The 21,986-nt window shown below is 53.1% G+C and carries 23 protein-coding genes; 16 read left to right on the top strand and 7 right to left on the bottom strand.

Translation table 11 applies throughout. From position 1 onward, the window contains the following. Positions 1 to 33 precede the first annotated feature (33 nt). On the bottom strand, positions 34 to 1,245 hold the full coding sequence (tyrP, locus tag KGP22_RS13340; protein ID WP_223579459.1) for a tyrosine transporter TyrP: 1,212 nt from the start codon (positions 1,243 to 1,245) through the stop codon (positions 34 to 36). 229 nt (positions 1,246 to 1,474) lie between these two features. Here tyrP and KGP22_RS13335 point away from each other — a divergent pair, with 229 nt between their 5' ends. Further along, positions 1,475 to 1,816 carry a hypothetical protein gene (locus KGP22_RS13335; RefSeq protein ID WP_111964847.1) on the top strand — a complete coding sequence of 114 codons (342 nt, stop codon included), beginning with the start codon at positions 1,475 to 1,477 and terminating at the stop codon, positions 1,814 to 1,816. A gap of 36 nt (positions 1,817 to 1,852) precedes the next feature. On the opposite strand, the gene ftnA is transcribed toward KGP22_RS13335, so the two are convergent. Further along, positions 1,853 to 2,350: a non-heme ferritin gene (ftnA, locus tag KGP22_RS13330; RefSeq protein ID WP_111964846.1), complete on the bottom strand. Its 498-nt coding sequence runs from the start codon at positions 2,348 to 2,350 to the stop codon at positions 1,853 to 1,855. Between the two features lie 204 nt (positions 2,351 to 2,554). Next, complete coding sequence (gene yecR / locus KGP22_RS13325) at positions 2,555 to 2,893, bottom strand: YecR family lipoprotein (RefSeq protein ID WP_111964844.1); 339 nt, start codon at positions 2,891 to 2,893, stop codon at positions 2,555 to 2,557. Positions 2,894 to 3,127: 234 nt separating this feature from the next. Between yecR and azuC the strand changes: the two genes are divergently transcribed. Next, the gene (gene azuC / locus KGP22_RS13320; RefSeq protein ID WP_014884364.1) at positions 3,128 to 3,211 is read left to right on the top strand and encodes a stress response protein AzuC; all 84 of its coding nucleotides are present in this window, start codon (positions 3,128 to 3,130) and stop codon (positions 3,209 to 3,211) included. 109 nt (positions 3,212 to 3,320) lie between these two features. Then, complete coding sequence (locus KGP22_RS13315; protein ID WP_008500405.1) at positions 3,321 to 3,572, top strand: DUF2766 family protein; 252 nt, start codon at positions 3,321 to 3,323, stop codon at positions 3,570 to 3,572. A 42-nt stretch (positions 3,573 to 3,614) separates the two neighbouring features. Here KGP22_RS13315 and KGP22_RS13310 read toward each other — a convergent pair whose 3' ends face one another. Both KGP22_RS13310 and KGP22_RS13305 read right to left on the bottom strand, forming a co-directional pair. Next, positions 3,615 to 4,958 (bottom strand): anaerobic C4-dicarboxylate transporter, encoded by a 1,344-nt coding sequence (locus tag KGP22_RS13310; protein ID WP_111964843.1) that lies wholly within the window; start codon positions 4,956 to 4,958, stop codon positions 3,615 to 3,617. A gap of 157 nt (positions 4,959 to 5,115) precedes the next feature. After that, entirely contained in the window at positions 5,116 to 5,619 is a 504-nt protein-coding gene (locus KGP22_RS13305; protein ID WP_111964842.1) for a non-heme ferritin-like protein, read from the bottom strand. Positions 5,620 to 6,407: 788 nt separating this feature from the next. Between KGP22_RS13305 and araF the strand changes: the two genes are divergently transcribed. The 5 genes from araF to otsA all read left to right on the top strand — a co-directional run bounded on the left by araF (position 6,408) and on the right by otsA (position 12,363). Beyond that, the gene (gene araF / locus KGP22_RS13300) at positions 6,408 to 7,397 is read left to right on the top strand and encodes an arabinose ABC transporter substrate-binding protein AraF (protein WP_003859687.1); all 990 of its coding nucleotides are present in this window, start codon (positions 6,408 to 6,410) and stop codon (positions 7,395 to 7,397) included. Positions 7,398 to 7,468: 71 nt separating this feature from the next. Continuing rightward, on the top strand, positions 7,469 to 8,983 hold the full coding sequence (araG, locus tag KGP22_RS13295) for an L-arabinose ABC transporter ATP-binding protein AraG (protein ID WP_223579456.1): 1,515 nt from the start codon (positions 7,469 to 7,471) through the stop codon (positions 8,981 to 8,983). Between the two features lie 14 nt (positions 8,984 to 8,997). Then, the gene (araH, locus tag KGP22_RS13290; RefSeq protein WP_223579453.1) at positions 8,998 to 9,984 is read left to right on the top strand and encodes an L-arabinose ABC transporter permease AraH; all 987 of its coding nucleotides are present in this window, start codon (positions 8,998 to 9,000) and stop codon (positions 9,982 to 9,984) included. Between the two features lie 176 nt (positions 9,985 to 10,160). Further along, positions 10,161 to 10,964 (top strand): trehalose-phosphatase, encoded by an 804-nt coding sequence (otsB, locus tag KGP22_RS13285; RefSeq protein WP_223579450.1) that lies wholly within the window; start codon positions 10,161 to 10,163, stop codon positions 10,962 to 10,964. Further along, a complete protein-coding gene (gene otsA, locus KGP22_RS13280; protein WP_223579447.1) occupies positions 10,939 to 12,363 on the top strand; it encodes an alpha,alpha-trehalose-phosphate synthase in 1,425 nt (474 codons plus the stop codon). Before otsB ends, otsA begins: the two co-directional genes overlap by 26 nt. Positions 12,364 to 12,382: 19 nt before the next feature. Here otsA and uspC read toward each other — a convergent pair whose 3' ends face one another. Then, on the bottom strand, positions 12,383 to 12,808 hold the full coding sequence (uspC, locus tag KGP22_RS13275) for a universal stress protein UspC (RefSeq protein WP_223579444.1): 426 nt from the start codon (positions 12,806 to 12,808) through the stop codon (positions 12,383 to 12,385). 794 nt (positions 12,809 to 13,602) lie between these two features. Between uspC and flhD the strand changes: the two genes are divergently transcribed. The 6 genes from flhD (at position 13,603) to cheW (ending at position 19,038) form a co-directional block, all read left to right on the top strand. Then, positions 13,603 to 13,953, top strand: coding sequence for a flagellar transcriptional regulator FlhD (gene flhD / locus KGP22_RS13270; protein WP_008500415.1), 351 nt, complete (start codon positions 13,603 to 13,605; stop codon positions 13,951 to 13,953). Positions 13,954 to 13,955: 2 nt separating this feature from the next. Next, positions 13,956 to 14,534 carry a flagellar transcriptional regulator FlhC gene (flhC, locus tag KGP22_RS13265; RefSeq protein ID WP_013096051.1) on the top strand — a complete coding sequence of 193 codons (579 nt, stop codon included), beginning with the start codon at positions 13,956 to 13,958 and terminating at the stop codon, positions 14,532 to 14,534. Between the two features lie 123 nt (positions 14,535 to 14,657). Next, positions 14,658 to 15,545: a flagellar motor stator protein MotA gene (motA, locus tag KGP22_RS13260; RefSeq protein WP_008500417.1), complete on the top strand. Its 888-nt coding sequence runs from the start codon at positions 14,658 to 14,660 to the stop codon at positions 15,543 to 15,545. Beyond that, positions 15,542 to 16,471: a flagellar motor protein MotB gene (gene motB / locus KGP22_RS13255; RefSeq protein WP_109845187.1), complete on the top strand. Its 930-nt coding sequence runs from the start codon at positions 15,542 to 15,544 to the stop codon at positions 16,469 to 16,471. The genes motA and motB overlap by 4 nt, the downstream gene beginning before the upstream one ends. 4 nt (positions 16,472 to 16,475) lie before the next feature. After that, entirely contained in the window at positions 16,476 to 18,515 is a 2,040-nt protein-coding gene (gene cheA, locus KGP22_RS13250; protein WP_223579441.1) for a chemotaxis protein CheA, read from the top strand. Between the two features lie 19 nt (positions 18,516 to 18,534). After that, positions 18,535 to 19,038: a chemotaxis protein CheW gene (gene cheW / locus KGP22_RS13245; RefSeq protein ID WP_023312262.1), complete on the top strand. Its 504-nt coding sequence runs from the start codon at positions 18,535 to 18,537 to the stop codon at positions 19,036 to 19,038. A gap of 104 nt (positions 19,039 to 19,142) precedes the next feature. On the opposite strand, the gene KGP22_RS13240 is transcribed toward cheW, so the two are convergent. Then, positions 19,143 to 20,408 carry a dicarboxylate/amino acid:cation symporter gene (locus KGP22_RS13240; RefSeq protein ID WP_111964836.1) on the bottom strand — a complete coding sequence of 422 codons (1,266 nt, stop codon included), beginning with the start codon at positions 20,406 to 20,408 and terminating at the stop codon, positions 19,143 to 19,145. 430 nt (positions 20,409 to 20,838) lie between these two features. Here KGP22_RS13240 and KGP22_RS13235 point away from each other — a divergent pair, with 430 nt between their 5' ends. Both KGP22_RS13235 and KGP22_RS13230 read left to right on the top strand, forming a co-directional pair. Next, positions 20,839 to 21,411 carry a spore coat protein U domain-containing protein gene (locus KGP22_RS13235; protein ID WP_115875706.1) on the top strand — a complete coding sequence of 191 codons (573 nt, stop codon included), beginning with the start codon at positions 20,839 to 20,841 and terminating at the stop codon, positions 21,409 to 21,411. A 12-nt stretch (positions 21,412 to 21,423) separates the two neighbouring features. Then, positions 21,424 to 21,972: a spore coat U domain-containing protein gene (locus KGP22_RS13230; RefSeq protein ID WP_111964834.1), complete on the top strand. Its 549-nt coding sequence runs from the start codon at positions 21,424 to 21,426 to the stop codon at positions 21,970 to 21,972. Positions 21,973 to 21,986: the final 14 nt, after the last annotated feature.

Here is a 21,986-nt window from a genome sequence, read left to right as displayed (position 1 = left end):
ATATAAAATGGACTTGCCATTGAGATAAACAATTCAACCCACTTCCGGCAGCATCCCTGCTGCAATCAACACCTGCACCAGAATAATCACCACCCCGCAGCCAAACACAACGCACAGCAGCGGTTTTCCGCCCGCCACGCGGTACCCCTGCTGAGAGTGCTGCTGACGGCTTTTCCATGCCAGCAGGGAGGGGAGGAGGAGGGCAAGGATCGAGAGCGCTACCCCTGCGTACCCCAGCGCCATCACAAACCCGCGTGGGTAAAACAGCGCGAACGCCAGCGGCGGCAGGAAGGTGATTGCGCCCGTCTGTAACCGTCCCGCGGCGGTATTACGACGCTGGAACAGGTCGGCCAGGTAATCAAACAGGCCGAGCGCCACGCCCAGGAACGAGGTTGCCAGCGCCAGGTCGGCAAACAGGTGTACCGCCAGCTCAACGTGCGGGGAGGTGACGACCTCGCGCAGGGCGAGCAGAAAACCGTTCAGGCCAGCGTGTTGCGCCATGAGCCCAATAAAGGTTGAAGAGTCAATGCTGCCCAGCGTTACCAACTGCCAGAAAATATAGGCGATCAGCGGGATCGCGCTGCCGATAACAAAAACGCGGCGCAGCTTGCGGATATCGCCGTTCATATAGCTGACGATGCTCGGCACGCTGCCGTGGAAGCCAAACGAGGTGAAAATGACCGGGATAGCGGAGAGCGCCAGACCTTTTTCCAGCGGCAGCGTAAGCAGGTTGACCTTGTGCACGTGCGGGGCCAGCAGCACCAGCATGATAATGAGGAAGAGAATTTTGGCGCTGAACAGAAAGCGGTTAAACAGATCGACCAGCGACGTTCCCACGCAGACCACGCCGCCGCCGATGAGTGCAAAGAAGATGGCGCCCGTTGCAGGGGGAATGTCAGAGCCAAACCAGTCGTTGACGCTGGAGGCAATCAATTCCCCAGCGCCGCTAATGTAAGCGGCGGTCAGGGCGTACATCAGGAACATCATGCTAAAGCCGGTTATCCACTGGCCGTAGCGTCCCAGATAGCGCGCCGCAAGCGAACCCAGACCGGTGTCAGCGGGCACGTGCTGGTAAACCTCAAGCAGCAGCAGGGCGGTGTAACACATCAGCGCCCAGAGCGTTCCTAGCAGCAGCAGGGTCATGCCAAATCCCACGCCCGCGGCCGCCAGTGGCATTGCCAGCATTCCTGCGCCAATCGTCGTTCCGGCGACGATAAAAATACTTCCCAGGGTTCTGTTTTTCACGCTTTCCTCTACAACGATGCTTAACCGCGACAAAATCTGCGGCGCAGAGTAAGGGAAAAGCCGTAATTCGTCAAATCACCGTTACAAGTAGTGTAATGAATGATTTACGAAATAATGACCCTCTGATCCTTTATAGGCCTCTGCCTACTTCATAAGGGCAATGTTGCTGCGCGACGTTCCGGCGTAACGTAAACAATAAGTATAAATTATCAAATTAAGTGAGGGTTTTATGGCAGGTGAGAATCCTTTTACCGCGGCGTGGAGTCGGGGAGGTAACCTGTTGTGCCATGGCCACTGGATAATCAGCTGGCAGAACCAGCCCCTGAATCTTCCCGAGTCCCGTTGCGAAAAGGATATGGGCACCTGGGGGATCTATTCGGTTATCGATCCTGAAGATGAAACCTTTGCGCAAGGCTTACAGGAAGATGAGTGGATAATCGAGAATGTCGACTGGTTAACGGATATGTTCTTCGAGGTGGGTATTCCGCTCGAGACGGCCAGCTACCGCTATTTTTACCAGGCCGTGAATCCCCACGACTGGCGCTGCACCAGCTGTGCGGGGTGTATGTAAATTAACGCGGTGCAGGGAACCCGCACCGCGCTGATATTAATTCTGAGTATCGAGAGTGGAAAGTTCTTTATCAATAAAGTAAAGACCTTCACCGGATTTCCCCACCAGCGATAATTTATCCAGCACGGATTTAAACAGCTTCTCTTCTTCGTGTTGTTCAGCGACGTACCACTGCAGGAAATTAAAGGTTGGATAATCCTGGCTGGTCATCGCAGCATGAACCAGTTCGTTAATTTTCTGGGTGATCAGCTGCTCGTGCTCGTAGGTGGCGCGGAACAGTTCATCGAGAGAATTATACTCAGCAAACGGTGAGGCCACGGTGTCAATGCGCGGCAGGCTGCCCGTATCTGTCAGATAATCAAACAGACGCTGCATGTGGGTCATCTCTTCCTGAGCGTGACGACGCAGAAACGCGGCCGCACCTTCGAAGCTGTGGTAGCTGCACCAGGCGCTCATCTGCTGGTAGAGCAGGGATGAAAAAAGCTCAAGATTCATTTGTGCGTTGAGCTTGTCGATCATTTCAGTTTTCAGCATGTTGACGCTCCGGATTATTATTTCTGGTCCACAATGAGCGACACTATAATTTGTTATTTAATTATTTGCAAAACGTAAAATTATTATTTTATTTATTCAAAATACGAATGGGAATAAAACGCATTGGCGATTTTTATAATGTATTAATGAGAATTATTTTTGTTCATAATGAAATAAACTGCCAGCACACGCTGGCAGCTTCGATTAATACCACGGATTATTTGACTTAGGATTAACGGCGTAACCCATACATTTGTACTGGATAGTCACGCTCTCGTTCAGGCACAGAGAACCGCTTGTCAGGGTACAGGTTTTAATGGGCTGACCATAGGCTGAGGCGGTGGCATACCCCATGCTCTGACACGCTTTTGCCGCCGTGCCGTTATTCACATACTCATCGGAATACGCATTTTGCAGCGCTGCCTGGCCGTAGTCGAGGCGGACGATGCCGTTCGGCGCGTCGAGGCTGCTGACTTCAGCCTGGCGGTTAATACTGCACCCCGCGAGCAGCAGGAGTGTGCCGGCTACAATGACTCTTTTCATGGTTCGCTCTGAGTGGATGGAAATACGTTATCGTACCCGCAGATGTCCGCTGCAATGCCTGGAATAGCCGGACAATCTGCCCTCACTCTTTGCAACGGGTCCGGGATGAACGCTGTCAGGCCACACGCTAAGAAAATTGTGATGTGAATCACAAAAATATTGATTTTTGAGACAGTGGTCATATTATAGGCGCATTGACAATAAAGTTGTATAACAAGTTAATGGAGCCTCATCGTGAAACTGCGCAAAATCCTGAAAAGCATGTGGGCCAATTACTGCCGCACGTTCAAAGACGTGCCGCCGGGCGCCATGTTCTGATAAAAAAACCTGCTTCGGCAGGTTTTTTTATACCTGCAGGCGTTGAAGGGAAGATGTCAGGGGGCGTGTTTTGGTACTATGGCGGCCTTTAAATAAGGAGAAAGCCCCCATGTCACAAAACCTGAGCGCCGATCAGGAACTTGTCTCTGACGTTGTCGCCTGTCAGCTGGTTATCAAACAAATCCTTGATGTTCTGGACGTGATTGCGCCGGTCGAAGTGCGCGAGAAGATGTCTACCCAGCTCAAAAACATCGATTTCGCCAGCCATCCTGCTGCCGCAGATCCGGTAACGCTTCGTGCGATCCAGAAAGCCATCGCGCTGATCGAACTGCGATTCACGCCGCAGGGTGAATCCCACTAAAGCAGGGAAATGGGCGACGGTACGTGTCGCCCTTTGATGCTGTCAGAAGAACGTCTGGACCAGCAGGTAGCTCGCCGCGCACGCGCAGCTCACGCCAATCAGCCCTGGCAAAATGAAGCTGTGGTTGATGATAAATTTCCCGATGCGGGTCGTGCCTGACCGGTCAAAGCCGATGCAGGCCAAATCACTTGGATAGGTTGGCAGCACAAAATAGCCGTATGATGCCGGGAAAAAGGCGATCAGCATTTTCGGGTCGATGCCCAGCATGAGGCCCATAGGCGCAACGGCCGTCAGCGCCGCCGCTTGGCTGTTCACCAGTTTCGACACCAGAAACAGTACAATGGCATACGTCCACGGGTGGCTTTTCACCACGCCTTCCAGCGCCAGCTTTAACTCCTCGAGATGTGCCTGAAAAAAGGTATCGCTCATCCACGCCACGCCGAACACCGAGAAGATCGCGACCATACCGGCTTTGAATACCGCGCCGTTGGAAATGGCCGACGCATTGACCTTGCAGGCCATCAGCATCACCGCGCCCGCAATTAACATCATCATCTGAATGACAAGGTTCATCGACAGCGCCGTCATTTTGCCTTTCACTTCAAAGGCGGGGCGCAGTTCAGGGAATGCACCCAACAGAACGACCACGGCAATACCGGCAAAGAAAATCCACGTGGACCAGTAGGCCTGTTTAGGAAAACGTTGATTCATTAACGTCTCCGTTCCGCCGTAGATAAATTCGCGCTGCTTAGGATCTTTCAGCTTTTCCTGAAACTCCATGTCATCGGCCAGATCTTTCCCACGGCGTAAGCTCCACAGGGCCGCTATGGCCACGCCAAAAAGTGAAGCGGGAACCGAGACGGCAAGTATTTCCAGGATCCCCCACGCGTGGCCGAGCCCATGCTGGGCCGCCAGGATGGAGACCAGCGACACGACGGCAACGGAAACGGGGGAGGCCGTGATCGCCATCTGCGACGCGACCGATGCCACGGCCATAGGGCGCTCCGGGCGGATCCCTTTTTTCAGGGCGATATCCGCAATGATGGGGAACATGGTGTAGACCACATGCCCGGTGCCGCACAGAAAGGTCAGCATCCAGGTGGTGAAAGGGGCGAGCAGGGTGATGTGCTGCGGGTGTTTGCGCAGAAGACGTTCAGCAAACTGCATCATGACGTTGAGACCACCCGCCGTTTGCAGGGTAGCGGCACAGCCAATCACCGCAAGGATGGTCAGCATAACGTCAACCGGCGGTTTACCCGGCTGCAGACCAAAGACAAAACATAAAATAAAAAGACCAATACCGCTGATTAACCCAAGCCCCATTCCGCCGAAACGCGTACCCGTCAGCAGGCAGAGGAGAATGACAACAAACTCAATGGTGATCATGATGCTCCCTCGTCAATGATTATGTAACTAAATAAATCATCACACGTTGTGTGGTTAATCATTGGGAGCCAGATCTGATTTGTTAAATTTCAGCAAAAGCAGAAGGTTGGAGAGGGGAAGGGAGCCTGCTCCTCCGGATGGGAGCAGGCCAAAAAACTCAGTGGTGCTGCACCGCCACGATGTCGAGCAGATGACGGTCGGTTTGCTCAGGACATAAACCCGCCTGCTGCGCATTATGGATCTCATCCGCCAGCGTCTTCAGCAGAAGGCCATCCTGCTGCTGCTCTTTATCCATATCGCGTAAGAATCTGAGCGTCGTAATGTCCTGCTGCGCTTTGGCTTCATCGGCCAGTTTGCTGAGGGTGCTGCAGCGTTGTTCATACTCTTCAAGCGTTTTCTGAAACAGTTCTTCCAGGCAAGAGTAGTTCTCGTTGATCCCATCAAGAGCTTTAACGACAGGATTTGCCCCTGCGGCTTTCAGGAAGTTAAAGACACGCATCATATGAGTGACGTTACTTTGCGCCTGAGAGCGAAAGAATGTGGCAGATCCCGTGAGGCTATTCTCGGCACACCATGCACTTAAGTGAAGGTGCAGATTCGAGGCGTAGAACTCAAGGTTCATCTGCGCGTTAAGTTTTTGCATCATCGTTTGGGTAGCCATACTCATATCCTTATTGACTGTGGGACGTGATGTCCGTTGCTTAACCTGAGCGCCAGGCAAATATGAAGAAAAGAGCAGAAATACACATTCTGCCGTGACCGAAGTCGACCGAAATACACTTCCTGTGTTCGATATAAATAAGCATACCCTTGTCAGTGGTCTAAGAAAACTCTTAATTAGGCTGTGTTTACCATACATTACAAAGCTTAATATAGTACAGAAAAGCAATTAGCTCGCCATGAAGTGAGTGCTTTTTAAGTGTCTAAATATTAAGGTTTTTTACTGAGGTGACACACTGTTACTCTTTCGAAAATATTAAGTTGGAATAATGCTCCGTGAAAAAGAGAAATACGGCTTAATCGTTTCGAATATATGATGTGCCAATAAAATTGCGCTAAATCAAATTCTGCGGAATAACGTTTTTCCTGGTGCGTTATACATTCTTGATAAAACAGCATGTGAACCCGTTTAACGCCAGGCGCCGTTTTGCCCGCTGAGGAGCATCAGGGATATCTTAGCTAATCTTATGGATAATTCTGCTTAACCCCCTTCTATTTGTCAGACAAATCCTGCCTTTTTTATGTCATTTTTCGCTGAATTTATGTACGCAATTACTGTAATTCTGCGGTGTGATGGGGCTCTCTTATGGATGATTAATTTCCCGCTAAAACTATCACCAGCAATAACGCTTATGACGAGGTAAGCGCTAATGCCTTGTTTTAAGTCCGATTAAATTAGAAGCACGCACATATTCCCTACAGAAAAGAATGCTAAAGCTGGAGTTTACCATGCACAAATTTACTAAAGCGCTGGCGGCCATCGGTCTGGCTGCCGTTATGTCACAATCCGCTATCGCTGAGAATTTAAAACTCGGTTTTTTGGTAAAACAGCCCGAAGAGCCCTGGTTCCAGACTGAGTGGAAATTCGCAGATAAAGCCGGGAAAGATTTAGGTTTTGAAGTCATTAAAATCGCCGTGCCTGACGGCGAAAAAACCCTGAACGCCATCGACAGCCTTGCGGCCAGCGGTGCAAAAGGTTTCGTTATCTGTACCCCTGATCCAAAGCTGGGATCGGCGATTGCGGCGAAGGCGCGCGGTTACGACATGAAGGTCATCGCGGTTGACGATCAGTTCGTCAACGCTAAAGGCAAGCCGATGGATACCGTCCCGCTGGTCATGATGGCGGCGACAAAAATTGGCGAACGCCAGGGCCAGGAGCTCTATAAAGAGATGCAAAAGCGCGGCTGGGATGTCAAAGAGACCGCGGTGATGGCTATCACGGCTGACGAGCTGGACACCGCACGTCGTCGTACTACCGGTTCAATGGATGCGCTAAAAGCAGCCGGCTTCCCGGAAAAACAGATCTATAAGGTCCCAACAAAATCCAACGATATCCCAGGCGCTTTCGACGCCGCGAACTCTATGCTCGTCCAGCATCCGGAGGTCAAACACTGGCTGGTGGTCGGCATGAACGACAACACCGTGCTGGGGGGGGTACGCGCGACGGAAGGCCAGGGCTTCAAAGCGCCTGACGTGATCGGTATTGGCATCAACGGCGTTGACGCCGTCAGCGAGCTGTCCAAAGCGCAGGCTACCGGTTTCTACGGTTCTCTGCTGCCAAGCCCGGACGTTCACGGCTACAAATCCAGTGAGATGCTCTACAACTGGGTCACCAAAGGGGCCGAACCGCCGAAATTTACCGAAGTGACCGACGTGGTGCTGATCACCCGCGACAACTTCAAAGAGGAGCTGGCGAAAAAAGGACTGGGCGGTAAGTAATACGCTGTGATTGCGCCCCTCATACATCGTGAGGGGCCAGACGTACACACTACAGGAATCACGGAGACGTTATGCGACAGTCTGATCCGTATCTCTCTTTTCGCGGCATCGGGAAAACCTTCCCCGGTGTGAACGCGCTGACCGATATCAGCTTCGACTGCTATGCCGGCCAGGTTCACGCCCTGATGGGGGAAAACGGTGCGGGAAAATCCACGCTGTTGAAGATCCTCAGCGGCAACTACGCGCCCACGACCGGCACGCTGGCCATTCGCGGCGAAGAGTTGGCGTTTGCAGATACCACGGCGGCGCTCAATGCAGGGGTTGCCATTATCTATCAGGAGCTGCACCTCATCCCTGAGATGACCGTGGCGGAAAATATCTATCTAGGACAGCTCCCGCATAAAGGCGGCGTGGTGAATCGTTCGCTACTTAATTATGAAGCGGGGCTGCAGCTTAAACACCTGGGTCTGGACGTCGATCCCCAGACGCCGCTGAAATATCTCTCCATCGGCCAGTGGCAGATGGTTGAAATTGCCAAGGCGCTGGCGCGTAACGCCAGAATTATTGCCTTTGATGAACCCACCAGTTCGCTCTCTAAGCGTGAAATCGAAAATCTGTTCCGCGTGATCCGCGAATTGCGTCAGGAAGGCCGTACGATCCTGTACGTTTCGCACCGAATGGAAGAGATTTTTGCCCTGAGCGATGCCATCACCGTGTTTAAAGATGGACGCTATGTGCGCACCTTTACCGACATGGCGCAGGTGAACCATGACCAGCTGGTTCAGGCAATGGTCGGACGCGAGCTGGGTGACATCTATCACTGGCAGCCGCGCCAGTACGGTCCGGAACGCCTGCGCCTGGATAGCGTAAAAGCACCGGGTGTCAGAACGCCGATTTCGTTATCGGTTCGCAGCGGCGAAATCGTCGGCCTGTTTGGTCTGGTGGGCGCGGGGCGTAGTGAATTAATGAAAGGCTTGTTCGGCGGCACTCGTATTACCGATGGGCAGGTCTCCATTGACGGCGAGCGGATAGATATTCAGAAACCGGCCCACGCGATCAGGGCGGGCATGATGCTCTGCCCGGAAGACCGTAAAGCAGAGGGGATCATTCCGGTGCATTCGGTACGCGACAACATCAATATTTCCGCTCGCCGCAAGTTTATTCGCGCAGGCTGCCTGATAAACGATAGCTGGGAGTCGAGCAACGCCGACCACCATATTCGCTCGCTGAATATCAAAACGCCGGGTCCGGAACAGCTGATCATGAATCTTTCCGGCGGAAATCAGCAGAAAGCCATTTTAGGCCGCTGGCTGTCAGAGGATATGAAGGTGATTTTGCTGGACGAGCCGACGCGCGGTATCGATGTGGGGGCAAAACACGAGATCTATAACGTGATCTATGAACTGGCAAAACGCGGCGTGGCGGTGCTCTTCGCCTCCAGCGATCTGCCGGAGGTGCTTGGCGTGGCCGACCGCATTGTGGTGATGCGTGAAGGCGAAATTGCCGGTGAATTACTTCATGAACAGGCGAATGAACAACAGGCGTTGAATCTCGCCATGCCTAAAGTCAGCCAGGCTGTCGCCTGAGTAAGGAGTTAATGATGTCCTCTGTTACTACATCCGGGGCGCCGAAATCGAAATCGGCGCTGAGTTTTGGGCGTATCTGGGATCAGTACGGCATGCTGGTCGTCTTTGCCGCGCTGTTCCTCGCCTGTGCTATTTTCGTCCCTAATTTTGCCACCTTCATTAATATGAAGGGACTGGGGCTAGCTATTTCCATGTCCGGGATGGTGGCCTGCGGTATGCTGTTCTGTCTGGCCTCCGGCGATTTTGACCTGTCGGTGGCGTCGGTGATTGCCTGTGCGGGCGTCACGACGGCCGTGGTGATCAACATGACGGAGAGCCTGTGGATTGGCGTCCTGGCCGGACTGCTGCTCGGCGTCGTCAGCGGTCTGGTGAACGGGTTTGTTATCGCTCGCCTGAAGATTAACGCCCTGATAACCACGCTTGCGACAATGCAAATTGTCCGCGGGCTGGCCTATATCATCTCCGACGGTAAAGCCGTGGGGATTGAAGACGAGCGCTTCTTTACCCTGGGTTACGCCAACTGGCTGGGTCTGCCCGCGCCTATCTGGCTGACCGTGGCCTGCCTGATCCTGTTCGGCTTCCTGCTTAACCGGACCACCTTTGGCCGTAACACGCTGGCGATTGGCGGTAACGAAGAGGCCGCTCGTCTGGCAGGGGTGCCGGTGGTGCGAACCAAGATTATTATCTTTGTGCTCTCAGGGCTGGTTTCTGCCGCCGCGGGGATTATTCTGGCTTCGCGTATGACCAGCGGCCAGCCGATGACCTCTATCGGTTATGAGCTGATCGTCATTTCAGCCTGCGTTTTAGGGGGCGTTTCCCTCAAGGGCGGCATCGGAAAAATCTCATATGTTGTGGCCGGTATCCTGATTTTAGGCACGGTGGAGAACGCCATGAACCTGCTGAATATTTCGCCGTTCTCTCAGTACGTGGTACGTGGCCTGATCCTGCTGGCAGCGGTGATTTTCGACCGTTACAAGCAAAAAGCGAAGCGTACCGTGTAACCCTTTTCCCCGTCTTTTATTGCTCAACTTATAACCATAGTTGACCCCTGAACCGCCCCGCCAGTAAAACTGGCGGGGCGGTTGTCAAATGGCGAGCCACGTCACACTGTCTATACTTACATGGCTATGAAAGAGGTAAAGGCGTTTACCTCTCGTAAACCGTAAGGAGGAAAAGGGTGGCTGACATGTTAACCGCACCGCCTGTACTGCCCGGACATTATGCTTTCTTTTTTGATCTCGACGGCACGCTCGCCGGGATAAAACCGCACCCCGATCAGGTGTCTATTCCGGAGGCGGTGTTACAGGATTTGCATCAGCTCTCGCTCATGAACGAGGGAGCACTGGCATTGATATCAGGGCGCTCAATGGCCGAGCTGGATATGCTCGCCAGTCCTTACCACTTTCCGCTGGCCGGTGTACACGGAGCGGAGCGCCGCGACATCCATGATCACACGCATATCGTTTCACTCCCCGACGCACTCACGCAAACGCTGCATAAGCAGCTCTCTGCAGCGCTGGCCGTACTGCCCGGCACCGAGCTGGAAGCCAAAGGCATGGCCTTTGCCCTGCATTATCGTCAGGCGCCGCAGCACGAAGATGCCGTGCTCGCGCTTGCTCATACGGTTGCGGATGCGCATCCACAGCTGGCGCTGCAGCCGGGCAAATGCGTAGTCGAGTTAAAACCGAGGGGGATTAATAAAGGTGCAGCCATCGCCGCATTTATGGCGGAGGCACCATTTAAGGGCCGGACGCCTGTTTTCTTAGGGGATGACCTGACCGATGAGGCCGGGTTTCGCGTGGTGAATCAGGCCGGAGGTATCGCCGTCAAGGTGGGGCCTGGTGACACCGTTGCCGAATGGCGACTGGCGGATGTCGCCAGCGTCTGGCAGTGGATATCTGACATCGCTAACCAGCAACAACAACAAATAGCGCAAAGCAAAGGGGGAAACTATTATGGGTCGCTTAGTCGTCGTCTCTAACCGAATCGCACCGCCTGATGACAAAAAAGCCAGTGCAGGTGGCCTGGCGGTAGGGGTGTTAGGTGCCTTGAAAGCCGCTGGCGGGCTGTGGTTTGGCTGGAGTGGGGAAATCAGTGAAGAAGAGAAGCCGCTTAAAAAAGTGACGCGCGGAAACATTACGTGGGCTTCATTTGCATTAAAAGAGAAAGACTATGACGAGTATTACTCGCAGTTCTCGAATGCCGTCCTGTGGCCTGCGTTTCACTATCGTCTTGACCTGGTCAAATTCCAGCGTGAATCCTTCGAAGGCTACTCGCGCGTGAATGCGCTGCTGGCGGATAAACTGCTGCCATTAATAGAAGAAGACGATATTTTATGGATCCACGATTATCACCTGCTACCCTTCGCGAGAGAGCTGCGAAAGAGGGGGGTGAATAACCGGATTGGCTTCTTCCTGCACATTCCTTTTCCGACGCCGGAAATTTTTACCGCGCTGCCGCCGCATGAAGAGCTGCTGGAGGCGCTGTGTGATTACGATTTGCTGGGCTTTCAGACCGAAAATGACCGCCTGGCATTCCTTGACTCCGTGTCAGGGAAAGCCCGTCTGGTGACAAAAGGCGGAAATACTCACACGGCCTGGGGGAAAACCTTCCACACCGAGGTGTATCCAATAGGAATTGAACCAGACGAGATCGCGGAGCAGGCCTCCGGTCCGCTGCCGCCGAAGCTTGCGCAGCTTAAGAATGAACTTAAGCACGTGAAAAATATCTTCTCGGTTGAGCGCCTTGATTATTCCAAAGGGCTGCCGGAACGCTTCCTGGCGTATGAAACGCTGCTGGATAAATATCCGCAGCATCACGGTAAAATCCGTTATACCCAGATCGCGCCGACGTCGCGCGGTGAGGTTCAGGCCTATCAGGATATTCGCCACCAGCTGGAAACAGAGGCAGGGCGCATTAATGGCCGCTACGGTCAGCTGGGCTGGACGCCGCTCTTTTACCTGAATCAGCACTTTGACCGTAAGATCCTGATGAAGGTTTTCCGCTATGCGGACGTTGGGCTGGTCACGCCGCTGCGCGACGGGATGAACCTGGTGGCGAAAGAGTATGTGGCGGCCCAGGATCCTGCCGACCCGGGTGTTCTGGTTCTTTCCCAGTTTGCCGGGGCTGCAAATGAGCTCACGTCTGCGCTTATTGTTAATCCTTACGACAGGGATGACGTGGCTAACGCGCTGAATCGTGCCCTGACAATGCCGCTCACGGAACGTATTTCCCGCCATGCCGACATGATGGAGACGATCCGGAAGAACGACATTAACCACTGGCAGGCGCGTTTTATTCAGGATCTCCGGGATATCGCCCCGCAAAGCCATGAAGGCGATCTGCAAAAAAAGATCGCGACCTTCCCTAAACTTGCCTGATTTTCCGCTGGGGGGTTAATTACCCCCCAAGCGGCACTAACAGCACATCGACCTGGCTTGATGCGACAATAGATTTCGCCGCGCAGGCTGCGCGCGAAAAAAAGCTGTGGTTATGATTCCCGCAAATCACTAAATCAATATTTTGTTTGCGACACATGTCGAGAATATGGGCGTTAAGCTCCCCGGTCGCAATAATTGTCTCATAAATCGGATATTGTGCTTTTTCCACTAATTCGCGCATAAATTGCTGCGTTTCTTCCTGAAGAACCTCACGAATATCCTCCAGCATGGGGGCGGCCAGCTGATTATACATCTCAGGCTCTGCGGCCAGTGTGATAAGGCTGATGCGGGCATTGTGGGGCCTGGCAATGGAAACTGCTCTGGCGACGAGTTGATGACTTTCGGGGGAAACTGCTACGGAAACAAGAAGATGGGAGTAACTCATGGCGCACTCCTTAGATGTCTGAAAGACAGCGTTTAACCACCTTTACCGCGAAATCTTCACTTCTGCAAGAGCTGAATACGACATTAGTGTGAAGCTTATCATAATTATTCATTAATTATTCTTATAAGAAGAATAACTGAAAAATGCGTCTAAATGAAAAAAATTAACAACTTAACGTAAATCACACAAATTCGCGCTTTCACTGTTAAATCGTTTTGATGCGTTACAAACTCATTTCGAATGATCACGTCCTGAAACATCTTTTTTGTACTTCTTGCATAACTATATGTTTTTTCACGGTAAGAAAAATGTTTACCGAAGAGGGGGTTGTTGTAAATGTTTCAGCGTGTCGCTTAAGGCAGGAAAAGCACGCTGTATGCCAGTTTGGATCACCCGTCTGCATGAGTATTCGTCAATTAAGAATACAAAACAGTACTGATTGGCGAAATATTGAACAAATTACAAGTCATACTGATGGATTTATGGGTCATATTCACTTAAATTGTGTGACACAGATCACATTTTTTTTAAATTTGAGGGTAGCTGGATTGTATGTGGCAAAACTGACGAGTAGAGTTTGCGTCGAATTAGGAAAAATCTTAGTTATTTGTAAGAAATGATAAATCATGTAAGAGACGCATTCGCGGTTTCTCTCTTACGGTTTCAGTGAATACAAACCTAAATTCAACTATGCATTTAGCCTTTTCTTTTTTATACCGGGTGATTTCCCGGCGACATCACGGGGTGCGGTCTTTCCGCATAAAAATAATAGTTGGTTATTCGGGATGGGAACAATGCATACATCCGAGTTGCTAAAACATATCTATGACATCAATTTGTCGTATTTACTGCTCGCGCAGCGTTTGATTAGTCAGGACAAGGCGTCCGCGATGTTTCGTCTGGGTATTAACGAAGAAATGGCAACCATGCTGGGCGGCTTAACCCTCCCGCAGATGGTTAAACTGGCTGAAACGAATCAACTGGTTTGCCAGTTCCGTTTCGATGATTCACAGACAATAACGCGTCTGACGCAGGAGTCCCGTGTGGACGATCTTCAACAGATCCATACCGGTATTCTTCTTTCCACTCGCTTGCTTAACGAAATCAGCCAGCCTGATGACGTAGCCCGTAAGAAAAGGGCCTAGCAATGAGCGAGAAAAGCATTGTTCAGGAAGCGCGTGACATACAGTTGGCCATGGAGCTGATTACACTGGGTGCTCGTTTACAAATGCTGGAAAGCGAGACTCAGCTGAGCCGTGGTCGTCTCATCAAACTGTACAAAGAGTTACGTGGTAGTCCCCCGCCGAAAGGCATGCTGCCGTTTTCTACCGACTGGTTTATGACGTGGGAGCAGAATATTCACGCTTCCATGTTCTGTAATGCCTGGCAGTATCTTCTCAAAACCGGTTTGTGTAGCGGCGTTGACGCCGTGATCAAAGCATACAAACTTTACCTTGAACAATGCCCACAGCAGGAAGAAGGCCCTCTGCTGGCGCTGACCCGCGCATGGACGCTGGTGCGTTTTGTTGAGAGCGGAATGCTTGAGCTGTCGCGCTGCAACTGCTGCGATGGCAATTTTATTACCCATGCTCATCAACCTGCAGGCAGCTTCGCCTGTAGTTTATGTCAGCCTCCATCCCGCGCAGTAAAAAGACGTAAACTTTCCCGGGATGCTGCCGATATTATTCCACAACTGCTGGATGAACAGATCGAACAGGCTGTTTAACCCGAACGTGTGGGAAAGATTCCAGCAGCGGTAAGCAATTACCGCTGCTTTTTTTTACCCCGCAATCGGTCAACGCTGCGAGCTGGACATCCTTGCCATAGTCACTAGCGGAAGGATGATGTCGTGCTTATCTTATTAGGTTACCTGGTAGTTCTCGGTACAGTTTTCGGCGGTTACATGATGACCGGCGGGCACCTTGGAGCACTCTATCAACCGGCTGAACTTATTATCATCGGCGGCGCAGGGGTAGGGGCTTTTATCGTTGGTAACAACGGTAAATCGATCAAGGGCACGCTGAAAGCAATTCCGTTGCTGTTCCGTCGCTCGAAATACACGAAAAGCATGTATATGGATCTGCTGGCACTGCTCTATCGCCTGATGGCGAAGTCGCGTCAGCAGGGCATGTTCTCGCTTGAACGGGATATCGAAAACCCGAAAGAGAGCGAAATTTTTGCCAGCTATCCGCGTATTCTTGCTGACGCGATGATGCTGGATTTCATCGTCGACTATCTGCGACTGATCATCAGCGGCAACATGAATACCTTCGAAATCGAAGCGCTGATGGACGAAGAGATCGAAACCCACGAAAGCGAATCAGAAGTTCCGGCCAATAGCCTGGCGCTGGTGGGCGACTCGCTTCCTGCATTCGGTATCGTTGCAGCGGTGATGGGGGTGGTTCACGCCCTGGCCTCGGCAGACCGTCCGGCAGCCGAGCTCGGTGCGCTGATTGCCCACGCGATGGTGGGAACCTTCCTCGGTATTTTGCTGGCGTACGGCTTCATCTCTCCGCTGGCTAGCGTTCTGCGCCAGAAGAGCGCCGAAACCACCAAAATGATGCAGTGCGTGAAGATTACGCTGCTCTCTAACCTCAACGGTTACGCGCCACCGATCGCGGTTGAGTTTGGCCGTAAAACGCTTTACTCCAGCGAGCGTCCGTCGTTTATCGAGCTTGAAGAACACGTGCGTGCGGTGAAAAACCCAAACCAACAGACGACAACTGAGGACGCATGAAAAACCAGTCCCATCCGATCGTCATCGTAAAAAAACGCAAGCACAAGGGCGGCGGGCATGGCGCACACGGCTCGTGGAAAATTGCGTACGCCGACTTTATGACGGCAATGATGGCGTTCTTTCTGGTGATGTGGCTGATCTCCATCTCCAGCCCAAAAGAACTGATCCAGATTGCCGAATATTTCCGCACGCCGCTGGCAACGGCGGTAGCCGGCGGGCCGCGTATCTCTAACAGCGATAGCCCGATCCCGGGCGGCGGCGATGATTACACCCAGCAGAAGGGTGAGGTGAAAAAAGAGCCGAACATCGACGAGCTGAAAAGAAAGATGGAGCAGGCGCGTCTGAAGAAACTGCGTGGCGATCTCGATCAGCTGATTGAAGCAGATCCGAAACTGCGCGCGCTGCGCCCGCATCTGAAGATCGACCTGGTGCAGGAAGGGCTGCGTATTCAGATTATCGACAGCCAGAACCGCCCAATGTTTAAAACCGGGAGTGCGGAAGTCGAACCGTATATGCGCGACATTCTGCGTGCCATTGCACCGGTGCTGAACGGCATTCCTAACCGAATCAGCCTGTCAGGACACACGGATGATTTCCCGTACGCCAGTGGGGAGAAGGGATACAGCAACTGGGAGCTTTCTGCCGATCGTGCCAACGCCTCGCGTCGCGAGTTGGTGGTAGGTGGGCTTGATGATGGCAAGGTACTGCGCGTAGTCGGCATGGCCGCAACCATGCGCGTTTCCGACCGCGGGCCGGATGATGCCATCAACCGTCGTATCAGTCTTTTAGTGCTGAACCAGCAGGCGGAGCAGGCCATCCTGCATGAAAACGCCGAAAGTCAGAATGAGTCACTGGACGATTTAAAACAGCCTGGGGCCGTTCCTTCGGCTGCCGTTCCAACATCGCCACCAGCCAATCCGAGGTGATAGCGTGAGCATGGATATTAGCGATTTTTACCAGACATTCTTTGATGAAGCCGACGAATTGTTGGCCGATATGGAGCAACACTTGCTCGATTTGGTGCCCGAAGCACCGGACTCCGAGCAGCTCAATGCCATCTTCCGTGCGGCGCACTCTATTAAAGGCGGAGCCGGAACGTTTGGATTTACCATCCTGCAGGAAACGACCCATTTAATGGAAAACCTGCTTGATGAAGCACGACGCGGTGAGATGCAGCTCAATACCGATATTATCAACCTGTTTTTGGAAACCAAAGATATTATGCAGGAACAGCTCGACGCCTATAAAAGTTCGGCAGAGCCTGATGCCGCCAGCTTTGAATACATCTGCAATGCGCTGCGCCAGCTCGCCCTGGAAGCAAAAGGTGAGGTCGCTGCAGCCGTTGTCCCTGCGGCGAAACTGAGCGTTGTCGATGCGGTTGCTGTCGATGAGGCCGCGCCAGCCGCTGCACTGACGGGAAAACTGCGCGTTGTGCTGTCACGCCTCAAAGAGAATGAAGTTAACCTGCTGGAAGAAGAGCTGGGCAACCTGGCGAAGTTAAGCAACGTGGTAAAAGGCAAAGACAGCCTGGCCGCGACGCTTGATGACGGTATTGGCCAGGACGATATCGTAGCGGTGTTGTGCTTCGTGATTGAAGCTGACCAGATTGCCTTCGAAACCGAAACTGCTGCGGTTGACGCCCCTGCCGCTGCGGAAGAGGTGGCTGTTGTGGCTCAGGCCGCCGCACCGGCTGTGGCACCTGCGGCCCCGGCGCTGAAGGCCGTACCAAAAGAGGCTGCGGCACCAGGTGGACGTGGTGAGAAACCTGCCGCTCGCTCCAGCGAGTCAACCAGTATCCGCGTTGCCGTTGAGAAGGTTGACCAGCTGATTAACCTGGTTGGCGAACTGGTGATCACCCAGTCGATGCTGGCGCAACGTTCTAACGAACTGGATCCGGTCACGCACGGCGACCTGATTACCAGCATGGGTCAGCTGCAGCGTAACGCCCGCGACCTGCAGGAATCGGTCATGTCCATCCGTATGATGCCGATGGAATATGTCTTCAGCCGCTTCCCGCGTCTGGTACGCGACCTTGCCAGCAAGCTGAACAAACAAATTGAACTGACCCTGATGGGCAGCTCAACCGAACTGGATAAGAGCCTGATCGAGCGCATTATTGACCCTTTAACGCACCTGGTGCGTAACAGCCTCGACCACGGGATCGAACTGCCGGAAAACCGCATTGCTGCCGGTAAATCCCCGGTCGGCAACCTGATCCTCTCTGCGGAACACCAGGGCGGAAACATCTGCATCGAAGTGACCGACGACGGCGCGGGTCTTAACCGCGAGCGCATCCTGGCAAAAGCGATTTCGCAGGGGATGGCGGTTAATGAAAACATGACCGACGAAGAAGTGGGCATGCTGATCTTCGCGCCGGGCTTCTCTACCGCGGAGCAGGTGACCGACGTCTCCGGACGCGGTGTTGGCATGGACGTGGTGAAACGTAACATCCAGGAGATGGGCGGCCACGTTGAGATCCAGTCTAAACAGGGTTCCGGCACCACCATTCGCATCCTGCTGCCGCTGACGCTGGCGATCCTCGACGGCATGTCCGTCAAAGTGGCGGACGAAGTCTTTATCCTGCCGCTGAACGCCGTGATGGAATCCCTGCAGCCGCGTGAAGAAGATCTGCATCCGCTGGCGGGCGGCGAGCGCGTCCTCGAAGTGCGTGGTGAGTACCTGCCGCTGGTGGAACTGTGGAAAGTGTTCGAAGTGGACGGGGCGAAGACCGAGGCCACGCAGGGCATCGTTGTGATCCTGCAAAGCGCGGGCCGCCGCTACGCGCTGCTGGTCGATCAGCTGATTGGTCAACACCAGGTGGTGGTGAAGAACCTCGAAAGCAACTACCGCAAAGTGCCGGGTATTTCTGCCGCCACCATTCTGGGTGATGGTAGCGTGGCGCTGATCGTCGACGTGTCGGCGCTTCAGGGATTAAATCGTGAACAACGTGTGGCGTACACAGCCGCCTGATTAAGTAGAAGGTAATAACATGACCGGTATGAGTAATGTAACGAAACTGGCGGGCGAGCCATCAGGGCAGGAATTCCTGGTATTCACTTTAGGCGATGAGGAGTACGGCATCGATATCCTTAAAGTGCAGGAAATCCGTGGTTACGACCAGGTTACCCGCATCGCTAACACGCCTGCGTTTATTAAAGGTGTCACCAACCTGCGTGGCGTCATTGTGCCAATCGTGGACCTGCGCGTGAAGTTCAGCCAGGGCGACGTTGACTACGACGACAACACCGTGGTGATCGTTCTGAATCTGGGGCAGCGCGTGGTAGGTATCGTGGTGGATGGCGTATCTGATGTGCTTTCCCTGACCTCTGACCAAATTCGTCCTGCACCGGAGTTTGCGGTCACGCTGTCGACCGAATATCTGACCGGACTGGGCGCGCTCGGCGAGCGTATGCTGATTCTGGTGAACATTGAGAAGCTGCTGAACAGCGATGAGATGGCGCTGCTGGACATCGCCGCGAGTCACGTCGCGTAAGTAAATGCAAAACGGCAACCGAGGTTGCCGTTTTTTGTATTTGCTCCCTCACCCTGTGGGTGAGGGCTGGGGTGAGGGCATCAGGCCTCACCCTTTTTTTCACCTTACGCTTCCTGCTTTACCAGTTCAGCTTCAGCGTCCGCTTCCCGCGCACCTTCATTCTGCGACAGCATCGCGGTCGCAATACCATTCCCCAGAACGTTAATTGCGGAACGGCCCATATCCAGGAAGTGGTCGATCCCCATGAGGAGCAGAATACCCGCCACCGGAATATTAAAGCTCGGAATGGTTGCTGCCAGCACCACCAGGGAAGAACGCGGTACGCCTGCAATCCCTTTCGACGCCAGCATCAGGGTCAGCATCAGCACCGTCACTTCAGAGAAGCTCAGGTGAATGTTGTATGCCTGCGCGATAAACATCGAGGCGAATGAGCAGTACACCATCGAACCCACCAGGTTGAAGGAGTAGCCAATCGGCAGAACGAAAGAGGCGATGTTGCGCGAGCAGCCAAAGCGCTCCAGCTGTTCCAGCGTTTTAGGATAGGCGGCTTCAGAGCTGCTGGTGGTAAACGCCACCAGAACAGGGTCTTTCAGCATGCTGACCAGGCGAAACACCTCTTTTTTCAGCACCATGTAACCCACGGCCAGCAGCACCATGCAGGTAAGAAGAATGGCAACATAGTAGCCACCAATAAACGAGGCGTAGTTCAGCAGAATGCCCAGACCCTGCGTGGCAATGACGGAGGAAATCGCCGCGAAAATAGCCAGCGGCGCAACGTACATCACGTAACCTGTTACCTTCAGCATGATATGGGAAACCACATCCAGCGCGGCCACCAGCGGGGCGTTGAATTTCTGTCCCAGCGACGCGCCGCCAATGCCGAAGAACATCGAGAACACCACAATCTGCAGGATCTCATTGTTTGACATCGCCCCTGCGATACTGGTTGGAATGGTGTGCGACAGGAACGCTTTCAGCGTCATGCCTCCAACGGCCAGACCGGTATCTACCGCCTCGGTTGGGATCGTCAGGTTCAGACCGCTTCCCGGATGCTCCAGCGTGACGATAAACAGTCCGACCAGAATAGAGAGCACGGATGAGCTGATAAACCACACCATCGCTTTACCGCCGACGCGGCCAATGGTGGAAGTTTCGCCCAGCTTCATAATGCCAACGGTGAGCGTACTAAAGACCAACGGTGCAATGACCATTTTGATCAGACGGAGGAAAATATCGGTCAGAAGGGTAATATTATCCGACCAGGCTTTGATGGCATCCGCAGATGCATACTCATGAATTGCTGCCCCTGAAAGAATACCCGCCAGCATGAATATCACGATGAAGAGTGTGAGTTTGTTTGCACTTGCCACGAAAAAAGACCCTCTATGCGCTTCAGATGTAGCCCGCATCGATACATATAAATTTTTTATTACGATGCAGGAAATTATTCGGCACATAAATTGACGCAAAGTGTAGGGGGATAAAACTCCTTTTTAAGTTTTATTAAATTTGTTGGTAATGTGCAGACGATATATTGTGATCGCTGTCACACTTTAATGGATATATTCTCCTCAGATATAATAAAATCGCTGCCTGTTTTAATTTAACTCTCTGTTATTTATAGGGAAAATTAGTCAATAAGACATATGGCTTATGCGTTGTATGGCAGGTGGTCGAAGCGATATCCGTAAACTAAATTCTCAATAACCCCCCTCAGAGGAACATTAAGCGGGGCTAACATCTTGAACGACAAAAATAAAACGTGGCAAGGGAACGGAGACGTCTTCTGGAGGGTGGTAAATGAAAAGAAAACTCCTTTTGATCTGCGCAGGCACCTTACTGACTGCGGCAACGGTCCATCAGGCGCTGGCCGTTACCAGCAGCGGCACCATCGGGGCGACGCTGACGCTCACGAATGGTTGTCTGATAAACGGATCGCCCACGCAAAACGGCATTAACTTCGGGACACTGGATTTCGGCACCCATCCCGCAACGTTTTCCACTCTGACCACGCAGCTAACCGGCGCCAGCGGCGGAAACACCTTCACCATTCAATGTACAACCGCCAGCTATACGGTGGCGATCACCGGCAACACCAACTCTACCGCCCCCGGCACCGTTGTCGGCACCCCGGGAACACCTGCGCGCTATCTGGTTAACACCGCCAACGCGGCTCAGGGTGTGGCATACAGCCTGTACAGCGACAGCGGGTTTAACAGCGTGATTGCCAATAATGCCGCGCTGCCGATCGCCTCAACGGCCGGAGGGGTGGACAGTTACACCCTCTACGGACGGATTACCGGCGGCGGTAACAGCGTGACGGTCGTCCCGGGCACCTACACCGACACGATAAACGTCAGCGTAACCTATTAGTCCTGCACCGCCATGAAGGCAACTCTTACTGGTCTGCGCAATCGCGCAGAGGGAATCGTGCAGCCTTTTTTCGCGCTGATCGCCGGATTGCTCATGATGCCCGCAGCGGATGCGGTGACATCCCAGTCCTTTAAGGTCAGCGCGACGATTGTTCCAGGGTGCGCGGTGGCCACCGGTAGCGGAGGGCTTCTCGGTACGCTGGATTTTGGCAGCCATAACGGCGTCGAGAGCGCGCCGGTCAGCACCAGCTTTGTGCCAAACGGGGCGTTGTCTATCGCCTGTACGCCGGGCGTGTCGCTGAGCATGAGCATTAATGGCGGGCAGAATTATTCATCCGTTCGCCGCATGAAGCGGTCCGGTGGAACAGAGCTGGTGCCATACCGGCTCTACAGCAGCAGCTCGCTGGCCGCAAACAGTGAAATTGGCGTCAACCAGGCGATACCGGTGACCTATACCAACAGCAATAACATCGCGCTACCGCTTTTTGGCGTAGCGCTACTGACCGGGTTTAGCCCGGCGGGAACCTATTCCGATCAGCTCACCGTGACCTTGTCATGGTAATAAAGGGAGAGTGT

The organism is Enterobacter sp. JBIWA005 (assembly GCF_019968805.1).
Taxonomy (GTDB): domain Bacteria; phylum Pseudomonadota; class Gammaproteobacteria; order Enterobacterales; family Enterobacteriaceae; genus Enterobacter; species Enterobacter vonholyi.
This window is presented reverse-complemented; position numbering and strand designations above follow the sequence as displayed.

Bases quoted from the DNA above. Each gene is read 5' to 3' on its own strand.
- KGP22_RS13305 (WP_111964842.1), bottom strand. From the start codon at position 5,619: ATGGCTACCCAAACGATGATGCAAAAACTTAACGCGCAGATGAACCTT.
- KGP22_RS13315 (WP_008500405.1), top strand. From the start codon at position 3,321: ATGTCACAAAACCTGAGCGCCGATCAGGAACTTGTCTCTGACGTTGTC.
- araH (WP_223579453.1), top strand. From the start codon at position 8,998: ATGTCCTCTGTTACTACATCCGGGGCGCCGAAATCGAAATCGGCGCTG.
- KGP22_RS13335 (WP_111964847.1), top strand. From the start codon at position 1,475: ATGGCAGGTGAGAATCCTTTTACCGCGGCGTGGAGTCGGGGAGGTAAC.
- araG (WP_223579456.1), top strand. From the start codon at position 7,469: ATGCGACAGTCTGATCCGTATCTCTCTTTTCGCGGCATCGGGAAAACC.
- yecR (WP_111964844.1), bottom strand. From the start codon at position 2,893: ATGAAAAGAGTCATTGTAGCCGGCACACTCCTGCTGCTCGCGGGGTGC.
- araF (WP_003859687.1), top strand. From the start codon at position 6,408: ATGCACAAATTTACTAAAGCGCTGGCGGCCATCGGTCTGGCTGCCGTT.
- flhC (WP_013096051.1), top strand. From the start codon at position 13,956: ATGAGCGAGAAAAGCATTGTTCAGGAAGCGCGTGACATACAGTTGGCC.
- cheW (WP_023312262.1), top strand. From the start codon at position 18,535: ATGACCGGTATGAGTAATGTAACGAAACTGGCGGGCGAGCCATCAGGG.
- flhD (WP_008500415.1), top strand. From the start codon at position 13,603: ATGCATACATCCGAGTTGCTAAAACATATCTATGACATCAATTTGTCG.
- KGP22_RS13235 (WP_115875706.1), top strand. From the start codon at position 20,839: ATGAAAAGAAAACTCCTTTTGATCTGCGCAGGCACCTTACTGACTGCG.
- KGP22_RS13310 (WP_111964843.1), bottom strand. From the start codon at position 4,958: ATGATCACCATTGAGTTTGTTGTCATTCTCCTCTGCCTGCTGACGGGT.
- otsA (WP_223579447.1), top strand. From the start codon at position 10,939: ATGGGTCGCTTAGTCGTCGTCTCTAACCGAATCGCACCGCCTGATGAC.
- uspC (WP_223579444.1), bottom strand. From the start codon at position 12,808: ATGAGTTACTCCCATCTTCTTGTTTCCGTAGCAGTTTCCCCCGAAAGT.
- motB (WP_109845187.1), top strand. From the start codon at position 15,542: ATGAAAAACCAGTCCCATCCGATCGTCATCGTAAAAAAACGCAAGCAC.
- ftnA (WP_111964846.1), bottom strand. From the start codon at position 2,350: ATGCTGAAAACTGAAATGATCGACAAGCTCAACGCACAAATGAATCTT.
- KGP22_RS13230 (WP_111964834.1), top strand. From the start codon at position 21,424: ATGAAGGCAACTCTTACTGGTCTGCGCAATCGCGCAGAGGGAATCGTG.